General features: G+C 63.9%; 10 protein-coding genes, 2 tRNA genes and 1 riboswitch. Of the genes, 8 read left to right on the top strand and 4 right to left on the bottom strand.

Features of this window, described 5'->3' with window-relative positions; all coding sequences use genetic code 11:
- Positions 1–94: 94 nt before the first annotated feature.
- Positions 95–1,105 (top strand): alpha/beta fold hydrolase, encoded by a 1,011-nt coding sequence (locus IB236_RS13465; RefSeq protein WP_192421165.1) that lies wholly within the window; start codon positions 95–97, stop codon positions 1,103–1,105.
- 93 nt (positions 1,106–1,198) lie between these two features.
- On the opposite strand, the gene rnr is transcribed toward IB236_RS13465, so the two are convergent.
- Entirely contained in the window at positions 1,199–3,532 is a 2,334-nt protein-coding gene (rnr, locus tag IB236_RS13460) for a ribonuclease R (RefSeq protein WP_146872327.1), read from the bottom strand.
- Positions 3,533–3,551: 19 nt separating this feature from the next.
- Here rnr and IB236_RS13455 point away from each other — a divergent pair.
- Positions 3,552–3,636: transfer RNA gene (locus IB236_RS13455), tRNA-Leu, on the top strand.
- Positions 3,637–3,822: 186 nt separating this feature from the next.
- Positions 3,823–3,907: transfer RNA gene (locus IB236_RS13450), tRNA-Leu, on the top strand.
- Between the two features lie 150 nt (positions 3,908–4,057).
- Here IB236_RS13450 and IB236_RS13445 read toward each other — a convergent pair.
- Positions 4,058–6,829, bottom strand: coding sequence for a DUF349 domain-containing protein (locus IB236_RS13445; RefSeq protein WP_192421164.1), 2,772 nt, complete (start codon positions 6,827–6,829; stop codon positions 4,058–4,060).
- 951 nt (positions 6,830–7,780) lie between these two features.
- On the opposite strand from IB236_RS13445, the gene IB236_RS13440 reads away from it, so the two are divergent.
- From IB236_RS13440 to IB236_RS13425, 4 genes are all read left to right on the top strand, one after another.
- Positions 7,781–8,626: a lytic transglycosylase domain-containing protein gene (locus IB236_RS13440; protein WP_056743637.1), complete on the top strand. Its 846-nt coding sequence runs from the start codon at positions 7,781–7,783 to the stop codon at positions 8,624–8,626.
- Positions 8,627–8,710: 84 nt separating this feature from the next.
- Positions 8,711–8,864: riboswitch (ZMP/ZTP riboswitch) on the top strand.
- Between the two features lie 35 nt (positions 8,865–8,899).
- On the top strand, positions 8,900–10,144 hold the full coding sequence (gene glyA / locus IB236_RS13435) for a serine hydroxymethyltransferase (protein ID WP_056067170.1): 1,245 nt from the start codon (positions 8,900–8,902) through the stop codon (positions 10,142–10,144).
- A 23-nt stretch (positions 10,145–10,167) separates the two neighbouring features.
- Positions 10,168–10,617, top strand: a complete 450-nt coding sequence (nrdR, locus tag IB236_RS13430) for a transcriptional regulator NrdR (protein WP_015013541.1) — start codon at positions 10,168–10,170, stop codon at positions 10,615–10,617.
- A gap of 271 nt (positions 10,618–10,888) precedes the next feature.
- Complete coding sequence (locus IB236_RS13425) at positions 10,889–11,791, top strand: DMT family transporter (protein ID WP_192421163.1); 903 nt, start codon at positions 10,889–10,891, stop codon at positions 11,789–11,791.
- Between the two features lie 47 nt (positions 11,792–11,838).
- On the opposite strand, the gene IB236_RS13420 is transcribed toward IB236_RS13425, so the two are convergent.
- Positions 11,839–13,644 carry a bifunctional UDP-sugar hydrolase/5'-nucleotidase gene (locus IB236_RS13420; protein WP_192421162.1) on the bottom strand — a complete coding sequence of 602 codons (1,806 nt, stop codon included), beginning with the start codon at positions 13,642–13,644 and terminating at the stop codon, positions 11,839–11,841.
- A 36-nt stretch (positions 13,645–13,680) separates the two neighbouring features.
- The gene (aroC, locus tag IB236_RS13415; protein WP_192421161.1) at positions 13,681–14,778 is read right to left on the bottom strand and encodes a chorismate synthase; all 1,098 of its coding nucleotides are present in this window, start codon (positions 14,776–14,778) and stop codon (positions 13,681–13,683) included.
- A 118-nt stretch (positions 14,779–14,896) separates the two neighbouring features.
- On the opposite strand from aroC, the gene IB236_RS13410 reads away from it, so the two are divergent.
- Positions 14,897–16,468: a caspase family protein gene (locus tag IB236_RS13410; RefSeq protein ID WP_192421160.1), complete on the top strand. Its 1,572-nt coding sequence runs from the start codon at positions 14,897–14,899 to the stop codon at positions 16,466–16,468.
- The last annotated feature ends 175 nt before the right edge of the window (positions 16,469–16,643 follow it).

Below are 16,643 nucleotides of genomic sequence, written 5' to 3'. Positions count from 1 at the left end.
GATCTCCGTAGCCTTGCATCTCCTGCCAGGGGGCCTGCCGGTGTGCAAGCAGGGCCCCTGACGTGTACGCAGCCATATCCCTGGAGAACGCTTCTTGAAACGCATCGCCATTTTTGTTGCAACGGCACTGGTACTGGGCACAGCCGGCCTCTACTACGGGGCCCCTTCACTGTTCAAAGAGCCACTGCTCAGGGCCAATCGCCATCTGTCGGGCCTGGAAGAAAAAACCACCAACGCGGCGATGCACACCATCCACTACCTGGACAACGGCACGCCCCCAAACCCCGCGCTGGCCGTCGGCAGTGGAGCAGATGCTGGAACGCCCATTGTTCTGCTGCACGGCATTTTTGCGGAGAAGGACCATTGGGTCGATTTTGCGCGCACCCTCACCGGCCAGTACCGGGTGATTGCCCCAGATATCGCGGGCTTTGGCGAAAGCACGCGGCGCGATGACCAAGCCTACGACTATGCGGCCCACGTGACGCGCCTCGCCGCGTTTCTGGACGCACTCGGCTTGGCGCAAGTGCATCTGGCTGGCAACTCGATGGGTGGCACGATCGCAGCGCTCTTTGCCCTGCGGTACCCTGAGCGCGTAGCCAGCGTGGCCTTCATCGGCGCGCCCCACGGCATACGCTCGCCCCAGCCCAGCACCATGGACCGCCTCATCGACGCCGGGCAACGCCCGCTGGTGGCCCACAATGCCACCGCCTTCAAAGCGATGATGGAGTTGGTGTTTGAAAAGCGCCCCTTCCTGCCCTACCCCATCCTGCATGCCTCCGTGCAGGACGCGCTGCGCAACGCTGCATCCAACACCCGCCTGTGGGACGCGCAGCTGAAAGACCGCTATCTGCTGGAACAACACCTGGCCCGCCTGCAGCAGCACCCCACCCTGGTCCTGTGGGGCGACAGCGACCGCGTGTTCGACCGAAGCGGCCTTCAGACGGTGCAGAAGCTGCTTCCGCAGGCACACATCGCCGCACTGCCTGGCATCGGGCACCTGCCCATGATGGAAGCCCCCGCCGACACGGCACAACGGTATGCGCGCTTTCTGGAGCCATCGAGCGCCCCTCAAGCCGCCAATCATGCACACTTCAATAAAAAATAGCCGCAAGCGCATGTTCTATATGCGCTAGCAGCTATCAATTAAATAGCAATGGTGAGACGAGCTGGAGGGCCTTGGTCCACCAGCTCGACGACCTCAGCCGCGGCGTGGCTTGCGCGCTTTGCCTTTGCTGGACTTACCCGCCACCGCCTTCTTGACCGATGCTTTGAGCGACTGGATCGGCGAACGCGCGGCCCGCTCGCGGGTCAGGCCGGCCTGCTCGGTGGCAGATGGACCTGCGGCCTTGTCGGCCTTGCGTCCGCCGGACCGACCACCCGCCTTGCGGGCACCACCACCAGCCCCCTCGGTACCCACACCCTTGTCCTTGAGCGCGCGGCCGAGCAGTTCCTCGCCTTCGCGCACCAGGCGGAAGTCGATCTTGCGCCCGTCCAGATCCACACGGCTCACCTGCACCCGCACCCGCGCGCCGATGGCGTAGCGGATGCCGGTGCGCTCGCCGCGCAGCTCCTGGCGCGCCTCGTCGAACTTGAAGTATTCGCCGCCCAATTCGGTGATGTGCACCAGCCCCTCGACGTACATCGCGTCCAGCGTCACGAAGATGCCGAAGCTCGTCGCAGCACTGACCACGCCACTGTATTCCTCGCCCAGGTGCTCGCGCATGTACTTGCACTTGAGCCAGGCTTCCACATCGCGGCTGGCCTCGTCGGCGCGGCGCTCGTTGGCACTGCAGTGCAGGCCTGCTGCCTCCCAGGCCTGGGTGTCGCGGCTGGGCGGTTTCACATCCTTGCGTGGCTTGGTGCCAGGTGCGGCCACGCGCGCAGCCAGACGTTTGGCCAGCTTGGCATGGGCTTCGCCGGGTGTGGGCAAGGACGGCAGCGCGTACTTCGTCTTGCTCAGGATGGCCTTGATGACCCGATGCACCAGCAAGTCGGGATACCGACGAATGGGGCTGGTGAAATGGGTGTAGGCATCGAACGCCAGGCCGAAGTGGCCGCTGTTGATGGGCGTATAGATGGCCTGCTGCATGGAGCGCAGCAGCATGGTGTGGATCTGTTGTGCGTCGGGCCGATCCTTGGTCGCCGTAGCAATCGCCTGGAAGTCGCCCGGCTTGGGGTCGTCGCCAATCGTCATGCCCACGGCCATTGCCTTGAGGTAGTTGCGCAGGGTCTCCTGCTTCTCGGGCGTGGGGCCTTCGTGCACACGGAACAGGCCCGGCTGGCCACCCTGTGCAATGAAGTCGGCGCTGCACACGTTGGCGGCCAGCATGGCCTCCTCGATGAGCTTGTGCGCGTCGTTGCGGGTGCGCGGCACGATCTTTTCGATGCGGCCGTTTTCGTCACACACAATTTGCGTCTCGGTGGTCTCGAAGTCCACGGCGCCGCGCGCCTGGCGCGCGATGAGCAGCGCGCGGTATACGTCATGCAGGTTGAGCAGGTCCTTGACGCGGTCCTTGCGCTTGCTGGCTTCCGGGCCGCGCGTATTGGCCAGGATGGCGGCGACCTCGGTGTACGTGAAGCGCGCGTGGCTGAACATCACAGCCGGGTAGAACTGGTAGGCGTGCACCTCGCCCTTGGCGGTGACCAGCATGTCGCAGACCATGCACAGGCGCTCCACCTCGGGGTTGAGCGAGCAGAGCCCGTTGCTGAGCTTCTCGGGCAGCATGGGAATCACGCGGCGCGGAAAGTACACGCTGGTGGCGCGGTCGTAGGCATCGATGTCGATGGCGCTGCCCGTTTCCACATAGTGGCTCACGTCGGCAATCGCCACCAGCAGACGCCAGCCCTTGCTGCGGCCGACCTTGGCGGGCTCGCAGTACACGGCATCGTCGAAGTCGCGCGCGTCTTCGCCGTCGATGGTGACCAATGGCACGTCGGTCAGGTCCACGCGGCGTTTCTTGTCCTGCGCGCGCACCTTGTCGGGCAGCTCCTTGGCCTGGGCGAGACACTCGGCAGAGAACTCGTGTGGCACGCCGTACTTGCGCACCGCGATCTCAATCTCCATGCCAGGGTCGTCCACTTCGCCGAGCACTTCGGTGATACGCCCCACAGGCTGGCCGAACAGGGCCGGAGGTTCTGTCAGCTCAACCACCACGACCTGCCCGGGCTTCGCGGCGCCCGTGGCGCCCTTGGGGATCAGTACATCCTGGCCATAGCGCTTGTCTTCGGGAGCCACGAGCCACACACCACTTTCCTGCAGCAGCCGGCCGATGATGGGCTGGGGTGGACGTTCGATGATTTCCACAACGCGGCCTTCGGGACGGCCACGGCGGTCCTGGCGCACGATGCGCACGCGCACACGGTCCTTGTGCAGGACTGCGCGCATTTCGTTCGGGGGAATATAGATGTCGCCTTCGCCATCGTCGCGGATGACGAAACCGTGTCCATCACGGTGCCCTTGCACGCTGCCTTCGATCTCTTGCGACAAATGTGTGGCTGGCTGCGTGCCGGGGGTGGATTTTTTGTTATACAATCTTAGTCTTTCCTGAAATGCCCAGGTGGCGGAATTGGTAGACGCACTAGTTTCAGGTACTAGCGAGTAACATCGTGGAGGTTCGAGTCCTCTCCTGGGCACCAAGTTTAACGAGAACCAGCGTTGGTTTTCAAAATATCGAAGCCGCTGTACACCCAGCGGCTTTTTTATTTGCTGAGATGTTTTGCATGCCCTGCTGCGGCCAAAGATTTTTGAGCCGATGGCACATTTTTTTTAAAACTCTTCAGAAGCCCGAATTTCTTGTCCTATAATTCGAGGCTGATCTGAAAGCCCAGGTGGCGGAATTGGTAGACGCACTAGTTTCAGGTACTAGCGAGTAACATCGTGGAGGTTCGAGTCCTCTCCTGGGCACCAAACATATAAAAAGCCGTTGCATCCGCAACGGCTTTTTTGTTTTCAAACCATCAAAGCAAAGAAAAAAACGAGACCGCCAGCGGTCTCGTTTTTCGTTCTGTCTGCTGCCCTGAGGGTACACGCGCCGCGGCGCGCGCCCCAGCCCTTCAACTACTTGCGCAGCAGCGTCTTGAGCACGTTCTGCAAACGGCGTGCGTTCGCCGCATCGCTATTGCTCGCCAGCACGCGCGCCACATCCTGACCCCAGGTCTGGGTGGGCGCAGGGTCGTTGCGGCGCGTCAGCAACTGCAGTTGCAACATGCGCCGCGCAGCAATGTGCTCGGCAGGCGTTGGGGCCTCGGCCGCCATTTCAAGGCGCAGCAGCGCTTCTGCCGCATCGCCCTTGGGCGCAGCCGACAATGCCTGTGTCCAGGCACTGCGCACCGATGCCGTCACACCCGAACCCAGATCTTGCGTGCCGGGGACCAGCGCAGCATCGCGCTTTTCCCATGCGGTCAACAGCTGGGTCAAGGCTTCGCCGTGGGCCTGTGCAGCCAACTTCTTCAGGGCCAGCTGTGCGTGCTCCATCGCCTCTCGCTGAGCACGGAATGCCGTGTCCCCCAAGCGAGGGCCACGGTCCTCGAAGGCTGGACGATCACCAAAACGGCCTCCCCGGTCAGCGCGATCGCCCATGCGGCCATCACTGCGTGGGCCGCGGGCACCGTCACGGTCGCCAGGACGACCATCGCGGCGGTCACCCGGTCGCGCACCACGGCCAGGGGCCACCGGAGCGTCTTTCTTCATGCCAGGGCGGTCATCCCCACGCACCGCCACGACAGGTCTTGCGACAGGCTTGGGGGCTACAGGTGTCGGCGCAGGCGCGGCTGCAGCGGTGTCACCACCTTCCGCAGCCTCGGCAGAGGCCTCCGCTCCAATTTCAGCAGCAGCTGGAGCAGCATTCGCCTGCGCTTCAGCATGCGACTGGGCATCTTTGTTGGCCGTGGCGACCGCTTCAGCCGCCTGGGCCTGGCCGCGCAATGCAGCCTCCAGCGCCTGCATGGCAGCACGGATCTGCTGCGCATCACCCGTGGCGTTGGCAGCCTCCAGGGCCTTGGAGGCGTCCAGAACGACGCGGTCCCGCGCACTCAGTTCGGTGACAGCACGGTCACGATCCGCCGACTTGCGGTTGAACGCTTCATCAATGGGCTTGCGGAATGCGTCCCACAGCTTTTGCTCGTGCTTGCGGTCCAGTGGCACGGTCTGTGCCTCAGCCTGCCAGCGCTGTTGCAACGCCTTGACGGCGTCGATGCGCAAAGCGGGTGCCGCGCCCAAGGCCGTGGCCTCGTCGATCATCGCGTGACGACGCGCCAGGCTTTCCTTCTGTGCAGCCTCCAGGGGTGCTGCGGCCAGGGCAATGGCCTGTTTCCACAGGGGCTGCAGCTCTGCAAAAATCTTCTCGCCCACATGCCCGCCTTCGCGCCAGCGGTCGCCGAACTGATACAGCGAGCGGTTGATGGCCTTCCAGTCGCCCGACGCAGCGTGTTCTTGCGCCCAGGCCTTGACCTCCTCGATCAGCGCCAGGCGCTGAGCCTTGTGCTCGGCCGCTTCAGTGCGGATCTTGTCCAGCCAGGCCTCGACCACCTTGTGCGCCGCGTTGCAGGCTTCATCAAACTTCTTCCACAGGGCGTGGTTAGGCGCACCACCCTGGTCTGCCTGCTTCCACTGGTCTCGCAGATTGCGCAGGGTCTCCTGCATCTTGCGGCCACCCAGGGCCTGGCCCTCGGGGCGGTTGAGCAGCGCTTCGGCCTTGGCCACCAGGTCTTCACGCACCTGGTCGGCACTCCAGCGTTGCCAGCCTTCCAGCTCACCGGCAGCAACCAGCGCCGTGTGCACCTGCTGCTCCAGGGCATTGTCAATGTGTTTGCCATGCACCTTGAGCACGGCGCGCAGCGCAGCCGCTGCGCCAGCGCTGGCCTTGCCATGGCCTTCAGCGGTTTCTTTTTCGAGCGTCGCCAGCGCATCGCGCACCAGTTGGTGCGCCTTTTCGATCACCTCTGGCGCCACCTTGGGTTTGGCGACACGGGCTGGCTTGCTGGCCGCTGCTGAAGCAGCCGCAGCGGCGGCGGCCTCCGTGGGCAGGCCACGGGCAGCGCGCAATTCGTCCGCCCACACCGGCACAGGAGGCAGGGGCGCGGAGACATCTTCTGCCGCTGCAGCCGCCTGGGCGACTGCGGGCTGAAAAGCCTCCCACACCACCAGCAACTGGGTGCGAGAGGCATCCAGCAAAGGGGGGAACCGCGCTTCGACGCTCGCCCAGCTCGCATCGCCCGTGAGCTCCTGGGCCTGCTCCTGCCAGCGCGCGACATCGGCGCGCAGCAGCTCCAGCGCAGTATGGGCATCACGCCAGGGTTTGGTGGAAAGCACTTCAATGCGCTGCGCCAGCAGCACAGCGGCCTCGCGCTGCACCTGCACGCGGTGCTGCAGGTCTTCAATGACCTTCACACGGTCCGCCAGCTGCACCTTGAGCTGCGACAGCGGCTCGCGCGACAGAGGCGCACCCGCCTTGGCGGCATCCCGCTGCCAGGCCAGGGCATCTGCAATATTGAGCTTGGGGGCCGCCAGCAGTGCCTGGGCCTTGTCCGCCCATTCGGCCGCAATAGCCTCTTGCCCCTTGGCACGGCGGATTTCGTCCAGCCGTTCGCGCACGGCGCGGGCTGCGCCCTTGTCACGTCCGCTCAACTCCTTGAACACCTCCTGCAGCTGCTCAGGCGCTGGCTGCGTGGCCAGCCAGTCACGGATGCGGGAAGCGCGCTCACCCGACGTAGCGGCAGAAAAAGCGCCGCCGGTCAGCGCATCGAGCGGGTGCGGCTCGTGGGTTTTGGCCGGGGCCGGATTCACTTCAGGTGCGTCGGACATTTTGCTGCGGGAAAAAAATGGAAACATGGATCCAATGGATTACGAAGGCATCCCTGGCGCAGGGCCTGGGGCCGTGCCCGAGCGACCGCACCATGCGCACGCCAGGGCAACAAAAGGGCTATTTTCACCGGATTGGGCCAGCAAGCCATGGCGGGGAGCATCGTCCACACCAGCCAGGTGATCTGGCACAAGGCTTTGCGAGGCAGGCCGCCCCGCTGATGGACCTCTGCGAGAACGCCGCGCGACACTCCGGGCGAAAGGTCGCCACTCTAGGGAACAGCCCCCATTATCTATATATGAGACAGCGCCGCCCACCCACAAGGCGAAGCACCAATAAGAAAGCCCGACGAGCAGTGCCTGAAGGGCCTGCCCGCCGGGCTTGACGGCTGACACAACGGTCTTTGCCATCGGTCGCGATGCGGAGAGAAAGGTCCGCATGGCGAGGAGGCAAGGTATTGCCTCCAGGGGTTGCCATGGAAGCGGCATCTGCTGCACCTTGGCACTGAATGCCCTCGGAGGGAGACTTCGCTTCGTCTGGCGATGCCTGAAATCTACAGGCGCCTCCACCTTATCAAACTCACTCGGCCAACTCAAATCGGATTCTCAATGGCGGAGAAAAGCCCGATTGAATTTGACATGGAGATGTCAGCCACCACCGGCCCACCCACAGCGCTGAACAGCCCCTGACCCCACAAAAACTGTGATTTTTCACATGCTTTTCATAATTTTTATGTCTTAAAAATAGTTTTGTTAGTATTGACTATGCATTTAGTGAGCTTCTAGAATCCGCCAGCCCCAAAAACAGGGCTAGTACAAACCCCAATCGCTGCCGAACCCGGCTAAGTCAACCCAGGGCGCCAAGCACTCCACAGACGTGCAGCCCGGACTTGATGGCGTACCAATCCAGGCGATCTGCCAGCAAAGCACAGTCCCCCGCGACTGCCCCGCTCCACTGGCCCGCTTCAGAAAGGAAGAGCTATGACAGCGTCAGGAAAAATAGTCTCCGGCGTGCGAACCTTCGCGGCCGACGTGACCGAAGGTTTTCTTGAAATCACCCACAACAGCTTCGCCCTCATCGGCTTGGCCGTTGCCTTTGTCGTCATTGCCCTCACTGCACGGCCCGACCTGCGCCAGGCTGGTGAAGAGCAACTGATGAACTGGCTGCAAGCCCGCCAGGTTGAAATGCTGGGCATGCCCATCGAGCCGGAAGCCAGCGAGCGCGCTACGGCGGTGAACCCCAAGGATCTGCCCAAGGAGCAGGCAGCCGTGGCCTTCTGGCTCAGCAAAAAGTACCGCGTGGCGCCTGAGCCCCTGAGCGCTCTGGTGGCCGAGGCCTACGAGATTGGCACCCGCGCCAAGATCGACCCCACCCTGATCCTGGCCATCATGGCCATTGAGTCGAGCTTCAACCCGTTTGCCGAAAGCGCCGTGGGCGCACAGGGGCTCATGCAGGTGATGACCCGCGTGCACACTGACAAGTACCAGAACTTTGGCGGTCACTTTGCAGCCTTTGACCCGGTGAGCAACCTGCGGGTCGGTGTGAAGGTGCTGCAGGAATGCATCGCTCGCGCTGGCTCGCTCGAAGGCGGCCTGCGCTTTTATGTGGGTGCAGGCAACATGGCCGACGACGGAGGCTATGCCGCCAAGGTGATGGCGGAACATTTGCGCCTGCGCCAGGTGGCCGGCGGTCGCGCAGTGCCTTTCAATCCTCCGCCCTCCTTGTCTACCCAGGCTCCCGTGCAGAGCATCCCCGCAGCGGTGCCCCGCACCACAGCCCCTGCAGCAGCCAGCGACAAGGTGGCTTTGCTGACACCTGGCCTGTAACCCTGCAGGCTCCCGGCACCCAGGCAACAACCCTGGCGCCCAGCGGTTCGGACGGTGCAGCACTGGCGCCGTGTCGGCTACACTAACGGGGTACGCGACTGGCGATAGGCGCAGCATCCAGCCACTGGATGTTGCCGCTGACGTGGAAACCAGCAAGAACCTACTTCTTGTGAACCACTGGGAAGCGTGCCGCAGGGGCCCTGCCCCATGCGTTCAGCCGTTCGCCTGGGCAGCCCTTGTTTCAAGGGACACAAGTTCATAGGACTGCCAATCATGTACGACCGCAAAATTCTTGTCGAACAAACCGACCCCGAGCTGTTTGCCGCCATCCAGGCGGAGAACGCGCGCCAAGAGCACCACATCGAGCTGATCGCCAGCGAGAACTACGCCTCCCCCGCCGTGATGTGGGCCCAGGGCACCCAGCTGACCAACAAATACGCAGAAGGCTACCCAGGCAAGCGCTACTACGGTGGCTGCGAGCATGTGGACGTGGCAGAGCAACTGGCCATCGACCGGGTCAAGCAGCTGTTCGGCGCAGAAGCCGCCAACGTGCAGCCTCACTGCGGCGCATCGGCCAACGAGGCCGTGTTCCTTGCCTTCTTGAAGCCCGGTGACACCATCATGGGCATGAGTCTGGCCGAAGGCGGCCACCTGACGCACGGCATGCCGCTGAACATGTCTGGCAAGTGGTTCAACGTGGTGTCCTATGGCCTGGATGCCAACGAAGCCATCGACTACGAAGCGATGGAGAAAAAAGCGCACGAGACCAAGCCCAAGCTGATCATCGCCGGTGCCTCGGCCTACAGCCTGCACATCGACTTTGCACGTTTTGCCAAGGTGGCCAAGGACGTGGGCGCGATCTTCATGGTGGACATGGCCCACTATGCCGGCCTGATTGCCGCCGGTGTGTACCCCAACCCCGTGCCCCACGCCGACGTGGTCACATCCACTACGCACAAGAGCCTGCGCGGCCCCCGTGGCGGCATCATCCTGATGAAGGCACAGCACGAGAAGGCCATCAACAGCGCCATCTTCCCCGGCCTGCAAGGCGGCCCGCTGATGCACGTGATCGCTGCCAAGGCCGTAGCCTTCAAGGAAGCGCTGCAGCCCGAGTTCAAGGCCTACCAGGAGCAAGTGGCCAAGAACGCCAAGGTCGTGGCGGAGACGCTGACCGCACGCGGCCTGCGCATCGTGTCCGGCGGCACGCAAAGCCACGTGATGCTGGTGGACCTGCGCGCCAAGGGCATTACCGGCAAGGAAGCCGAGGCCGTGCTGGGCGCCGCCCACATGACCATCAACAAGAACGCGATCCCTAACGACCCTGAAAAGCCGATGGTGACCAGCGGCGTGCGCATTGGCACCCCCGCCATGACCACGCGTGGCTTCAAGGAAGAAGAAGCCCGCATCACGGCCAACCTGATTGCCGATGTGCTGGACAACCCCCGCGACGAAGCCAACATCGCCGCCGTGCGTGCCAAGGTCAACGCCCTGACCGCTCGTTTCCCGGTCTACCGTTAAGCAACAAGCGGTCCTCAGCGCCCATGAAGTGCCCCTTCTGCAGCCACCTCGAAACGCAAGTTGTTGAAACGCGGGTGTCTGAGGATGGGGTCTTCATCCGCCGCCGCCGCCAGTGCGGCGCGTGCGACAAGCGCTTTACCACCTACGAGCGGCCGGAAGTGAACTTCCCGGCCATCGTCAAAAAAGACGGCCGGCGCATTGAATACGACCGCAGCAAGCTGCTGGGCTCTTTCAACCTGGCGTTGCGCAAGCGCCCGGTCAGCACCGACCAGATCGACAGCGCCATCGAGCGCATCGAAGAAAAGCTGCTCAACCTGGGCCAGCGCGAAGTGATCTCCAGCCGCATTGGCGAGCTGGTGATGCGCGAGCTCAAGAAGCTCGACAAGGTGGCTTACATCCGCTTTGCCAGCGTGTACCGCAGCTTTGAAGACATCGACGACTTTCGCGCCATGGTGGATGAGGTGCGCAAGTAGCCAATCGCGCTCCAGGGTGGCCGTCACGCGGATGACCGCCCCTACGCAGCCCCCGCCCCTGCTACCTCGTCTGGCCAATGCAGAGCGCGGCACCGTTGGCACACATTGCGCACTCCCAGGTTCTGCCATGGCCCTGCGCGTGTCGCGCAAGCTACTCTGCAATTGCTACTAATTTGATAGCTATCGCAGCATGATGGACTAACGCTTCAAGCAGTTTTTGCATCAAAACTGCCATCCAACACTCCGGCAAGCACTGCGCAGGTGCCTGACAATGCGCGCGGTGAAAACCCGCCACTTCCTGCAGCTGGTGCTGCTGTCCGCCCTGTGGGGCGCTTCCTTTTTGTTCATCCGCATCGCCAGCCCGGTACTGGGTCCGAATGTGATGGCCGCGCTGCGCATTGGGCTGGCCACTCTCACGCTGATCGGCATCATGCGCTGGGCGGGTGAGCCCTGGCCCTGGCGCCACTGGCGGGAGCTGCTGGGGCTGGGTGCGCTGACGGTGGCAGCGCCTTTTCTGCTGTACGCCTGGGCGGCCCTGCACCTGCCAGCGGGCTACAGCTCTCTGCTCAACACCATGGCTGTGCCGTTTGGCGTGATCGCCGCCGCCTGGATGAAGGAAGACACGCTGAGCACGCGCAAATGGGCGGGCTGCCTCTGCGGCTTTGCAGGGGTCGCGCTGATCGTGCAGCTGGGGCCTGTGGCGCCCACCTCGGCGGTACTGCTTGCGGCAGGCGCGTGCGTGACCGCTGCGGCGTGCTACGGCCTGTCTCTCACCTGGATGAAGCGGGCGACCACCCGCATGTCACCGCTGTCGATCGCGGCCGGCATCCACGCCGCTGCCCTGGTGCTGCTGCTGCCCGGGGCGGCCTGGACATTGCCCACCGCACGTTTCACTCCCGAGGCGCTGGCCGCCGTGGCCGTGATGGGCATCGTGACCTCGGGGCTCGCCTACTGGCTCAACCTGCGGGTCCTCAAACATGTCTCGCCCGTGGCCGCCATGAGTTCGGCCTTCATGATCCCGCTGTTCGGCGTGGCCTGGGGCCATATCTTTCTGGGCGAGGCACTGGGGCCGGGCATGCTCTGGGGCGGTGCGCTGGTGCTGGTGGCGACCGGGCTGGTCACCGGCTTCAACCCGCTGCAATGGCTGGGCGCGCTGCGCCGCACAGACGACTAAGCGGCGGAGTCCCCCACCCAGCAAGCACCCAACGCCTTTGGTGCTCCTCAGCGCGCGGCAGGCGCAACGCGGGTGATGCGGTGGGTAGCGGGTGGTGCCACCGGGCTCTGCAGCCGGAAGTACGCCTCCAGCGCATCCAGGTCCAGCTCACCCACGCGCCGGTCCTGGCCTTGCGTCAGCACCGTGAAGTTGTCACCACCGCTGTCCAGAAAGCTGCTCATCACCACACGCACGGACTGCAGGTCTGTCACCGGCGCACCATTCAGCACCATGTGGCTGATGCGCGCCCCGGCGGGCTGGCTCAGGTCGTAGCGGTAACTGAACCCGCTGGACACCGACAGCACCCGGGGCCGCTGCACGGTGTTGCCACCGCTGGCGAACTGCTGCTCCAGCACCGCGCGGATCTGCGCACCCGTGAAGGTCTTGATCACCAGCTGGTTACCAAAAGGCTGCACCGCATACAGCTGGCCGTAACGCACCAGCCCTTGCTCATCCGGCACCAGGTCAGCGCGCAGGCCGCCCGGGTTCATGAAGGACAGCTGCGCACCACCATCCGCAGGCGCTCGTGTGGCCAGCAGCTGGGCGTCCGCCACCAGATTACCCAGCACGCTCTCCAGCGCCGCGTTGGGCTGGCGGCGCATGGCCCCTTGGGCCTGCCCCACTGGACGCTGGGCCAGCGGAATGGCGGCAGCGCGGTAGGTGTCGATGATCTTTTGCACGCCGGGATCTGCAGGGAACGTCGGCACGGCCGTGGTCAGCGGCACCGGCCCCTGGGCGCCCGTGAAGGCCTCGCCCTGCACCACCACATTGCGTGCCGTCTTGCTCACCACACGGCGGGTCTGCGTATCCACGCGCAGCTGGATGTCGGTGAGCAGCGTGCCGTACTGGCCTGCGCTGGTCAGCAAAAAGGGCTTGGCCGGGTTCACGCGGCTGTAGTCGCACACATAGGCCTGGTGCGTGTGGCCCGAGACCACCACATCCACGGCCGGGTCCAGGCGCTCCAGGATGGGCACGATGTCGCCCGACAGACCTGCGCAGCTGGTCTCCTGCACGCCCGCCGTGGTGCCCCCGCCTTCATGGATGGCTACCACAATCACATCGGCGCCTTGGGCCTTGAGCTGAGGGATCAGCGCGTTGGCCGTGGCCGCCTCGTCCTCAAAACGCAGCCCAGCGACCCCGGACGGGCTGACCATGGTCGGTGTGGCCTGCAGCGTGAGGCCAATGAACCCCATGGTGACGGTGACACCGCCTTCGGTAAACCGCTTGATCCCCGTGGCGGGCAGCAGGGTGCGCCCGTCTTCACGCACCGTGTTGGCCGCCAGCAGGCCAAATTGGGCGCCCTCAAAAGGTTTGCTGATGCGGCAAGGCTCGCGCGAGGTGAACTTCTCGCAGCCACCGTTCTGCAGCCGCAGCAGCTCGCGCCAGCCCCGGTCGAACTCGTGGTTGCCGACCGCGTTGAAGTCGATCTGCATGCGGTTGACGGCTTCAATGGTGGGCTCGTCCAGGAACAGCGACGACACCAGCGGCGAGGCACCCACCATGTCACCCGCCGACACCACCGCATGGTGCGGCGACTGGGCCTTGAGGGCGGCCATGGCGCTGGCGAAATACGCCATGCCCCCGGCAGGCGCCAGCACCGGGCCTGTGGGCCCCTGCACCCGATGCGCCATGTGGGGCGGCTCCAGGTTGCCGTGCAGGTCGTTGAAGCCGATGAGGGTGATGTCGATGTGGGCCGGCGCGCTACCCGCCGCAGGGGCGGTGGACGCAATGCCGCTACAGCCAGCCAGCCACAGCGGCACCGCCAAGGCGGCCAGCGCCCTGCGGTAAAAGGCCCGGAACAAGCGGTTGCTCATACAGAGGCACCGCCCCAGGGACGGTGGGAGTTGGTTTTACAGAAACGAGGCCTGGATCGGCGGCACAGGCGGCACCACATCGCCGCACTGGGCACGGTGGCGCAGCGCGTGCTCCATCACCACCAGCGCCAGCAGCGCCTCGGCAATCGGCGCGGCGCGAATGCCCACGCAGGGGTCGTGGCGGCCCTTGGTGATCACCTCGGTGCTCTTGCCGTGGATATCGATGGACTCGCGCGGGCTGATGATGGAGCTGGTGGGCTTGATCGCAATGCTCACCTCCAGGTCTTGCCCCGTGCTGATGCCGCCCAGCACGCCACCGGCGTTGTTAGTGCGAAAGCCCTGCGGCGTCATCGAATCGCCGTGCATGGTGCCCCGGTGGGCCACGCTGGCAAAGCCCGCGCCAATCTCCACGCCCTTCACCGCGTTCAGGCCCATCATGGCGTGGGCGATGTCGGCGTCAAGCTTGTCATACAGCGGCTCGCCCAGGCCCACCGGCACGCCCGTGGCCTGCACACGGATGCGGGCGCCGCACGAGTCACCCGCCTTGCGCAGGGCGTCCATGTAGTCCTCGTACTGCTGCACGTCGGCCACGGGGGCAAAGAAGGGGTTGGCGCGTACGTAATCCCAACTCTCGAAAGGGATGGGCAGCTCGCCCAGCTGCGTCATGCAGGCGCGGAACTGGGCACCGTACTGCTGTGCCAACCACTTCTTGGCCACGGCGCCTGCGGCCACCGTGGGCGCCGTCAGGCGGGCCGACGAGCGGCCGCCACCACGCGGGTCGCGGATGCCGTACTTGTGCCAGTAGGTGTAGTCGGCATGGCCGGGGCGGAAGCTCTCGGCGATGTTGCTGTAGTCCTTGCTGCGCTGGTCGGTGTTGCGGATCAGCAGGGCGATGGGGGTGCCGGTGGTCTTGCCCTCGTACACGCCAGAGAGGATCTCCACCGCGTCGGGCTCGTTGCGCTGCGTGACGTGGCGGCTGGTGCCAGGGCGGCGCCGGTCCAAGTCGGCCTGGATGTCAGCCTCGGTGAGCGGCATGCCGGGCGGGCAGCCGTCAATCACGCAGCCAATGGCCGGGCCGTGGGATTCACCAAAGTTGGTGACTGCGAATAGGGTACCGATGGTGTTGCCGCTCATGGGGCGGGATTATTCCAGACACGCAGCACCAAGGACGGAAGTGCCAAGCCCTTTTCCCAATTGGCGAATGCTCCAGCCAACGATATAGTGAACCGGAGAGCAAGATGGGAGGCCACCATTGATCCAAGTCTTCGCAGCGTCGCAGTACGCAAAACGGCTTCTGGCACGCGCGTCGCTAGCCTTGACGGCGCTGGCGGCCTCCGCGCAGGCCAACGCACCTCTGGACGTGCGCATTGCTTTGGTGATAGGCAATTCGGCCTATTCTGGTTCTGCAGCCCTGTCGAATCCCGCCAATGATGCAAAGGCCATGTCGGAACAACTGCGCAAGCTGGGTTTCCAGGTGCTTGAGTTGCGCGATGGATCTCGCAGCCAGATGACGGAGGCCATTGAAGATGCGCGCAAGCGGCTTCACGGCAGGAGCGGCGTGGGCATGCTGTATTACGCGGGGCACGGAGTCCAGATTGACTGGCGCAACTACATGGTGCCTGTCGACGCACGTCCTAGAAGCCAAACTGAAGTCGTGGCACAGGCGGTCGATGTGGAATCTGTGATCAACGCTTTCAAGCAGGCGGGCAACCGCGTCAATATCCTGGTACTCGATGCCTGCCGCAACAACCCCTTCGAAGGTACGGCGTCCGTCAAGGGGCTGGCGCAGCTCGATGCTGTGCCAGGGACGTTTCTCGCCTACGCCACCGCGCCAGGCAATGTCGCGGACGATGGAGAAGGCGAGAACGGCCTGTACACAGGTTACCTGCTACAGGAAATGGCCAAGCCCATCTCCCGCATCGAGGATGTGTTCAAACGCGTGCGCCTGCAGGTACGGCAAAAGAGCCGTGGCAACCAGATTCCATGGGAGAGCACAAGTCTGGAGGAAGACTTTGTCTTCAATGATGGTCGGGGCGCAGGCTCGGTGGTTGCCGTCGCGCCCCCGCCCAAGCCCCGGCCAGAAGAGCGCGACCAGATATTTCTCCGCGAAAAAGTGGAGTGGGACCGCATCAAGCAGTCACACAACCCGGACGATTTCTACGCATTTTTGCATGCCTACCCCTCTGGCGCGATCAGTGAAGCCGCTCAGAGCCGGCTCAACCAGATATCCCAGCCTTTGGTCACGGCAACTCCCGTACAGGGGCGCCACTCTGTGCAGCGAGATGTGCAGGTCGGCGACGAGATCGAGTACGTTTACCGGGACTATCTCACCAACCTGGAGACACGCCGGGAAACACTCCGTGTCACATCGATCAAGGATGGCCTCGTCGAAATCAACAACGGCAAGCAAATCGTGACCCTCGCGGGGGGCACCGTCCGCAATGACATGGGCATCGACTTTGACCCTCCCCTCCAGTCACTGCCCGCCGATGAGTTTCAGATCGGAAAAAAATGGGTCAGCCGGTCGCAAGAAACAATGCCCAAAAACATCCAGACGCCGATTGGCGACGTGGGATGGGTAGAGCAGGAAATGAAAGTGGCAGCCTACGAACAAATCACCGTGCCGGCGGGCACGATGTACGCCTACCGCATCGAGGCCAGCTTGCGGTCATACAGGGGGCTGTCTGGAAAAGTCACCTATTGGGTTGATAGCCGCGGAACCATCGCAAAGTACGTCCGACGGGCCAAAGTCAGTTTGCACAACGGGATGACACGGGACAACAGTTGGACGCGGGAAGTAGTACGCATCCACAAGCCACGGTAGTTCGGATTCCATGCTCCTGAAAAGGTGCCTGCCGGTCAACTGCCGAACGGTCCGTAAAAATCCACGCGGCGTTCAAGGCCCTCTGGAACAACCGATCTTCCGCGCCCCCATCACGAATACGTGGTGCGGCAAAAGGACAGCTTCACAAGCAGGACGGTTGGACACATCCTGCTTG

Source organism: Acidovorax sp. ACV02, from assembly GCF_014851475.1.
GTDB classification, from domain to species: domain Bacteria; phylum Pseudomonadota; class Gammaproteobacteria; order Burkholderiales; family Burkholderiaceae_C; genus Acidovorax; species Acidovorax delafieldii.
This window is presented reverse-complemented; position numbering and strand designations above follow the sequence as displayed.

What these genes read in the sequence shown, in the direction of transcription:
- IB236_RS13445 (WP_192421164.1), bottom strand. Translation starts at nt 6,829, where the DNA reads ATGTTTCCATTTTTTTCCCGCAGCAAAATGTCCGACGCACCTGAAGTG.
- IB236_RS13440 (WP_056743637.1), top strand. Translation starts at nt 7,781, where the DNA reads ATGACAGCGTCAGGAAAAATAGTCTCCGGCGTGCGAACCTTCGCGGCC.
- glyA (WP_056067170.1), top strand. Translation starts at nt 8,900, where the DNA reads ATGTACGACCGCAAAATTCTTGTCGAACAAACCGACCCCGAGCTGTTT.
- nrdR (WP_015013541.1), top strand. Translation starts at nt 10,168, where the DNA reads ATGAAGTGCCCCTTCTGCAGCCACCTCGAAACGCAAGTTGTTGAAACG.
- IB236_RS13425 (WP_192421163.1), top strand. Translation starts at nt 10,889, where the DNA reads ATGCGCGCGGTGAAAACCCGCCACTTCCTGCAGCTGGTGCTGCTGTCC.
- IB236_RS13420 (WP_192421162.1), bottom strand. Translation starts at nt 13,644, where the DNA reads ATGAGCAACCGCTTGTTCCGGGCCTTTTACCGCAGGGCGCTGGCCGCC.
- aroC (WP_192421161.1), bottom strand. Translation starts at nt 14,778, where the DNA reads ATGAGCGGCAACACCATCGGTACCCTATTCGCAGTCACCAACTTTGGT.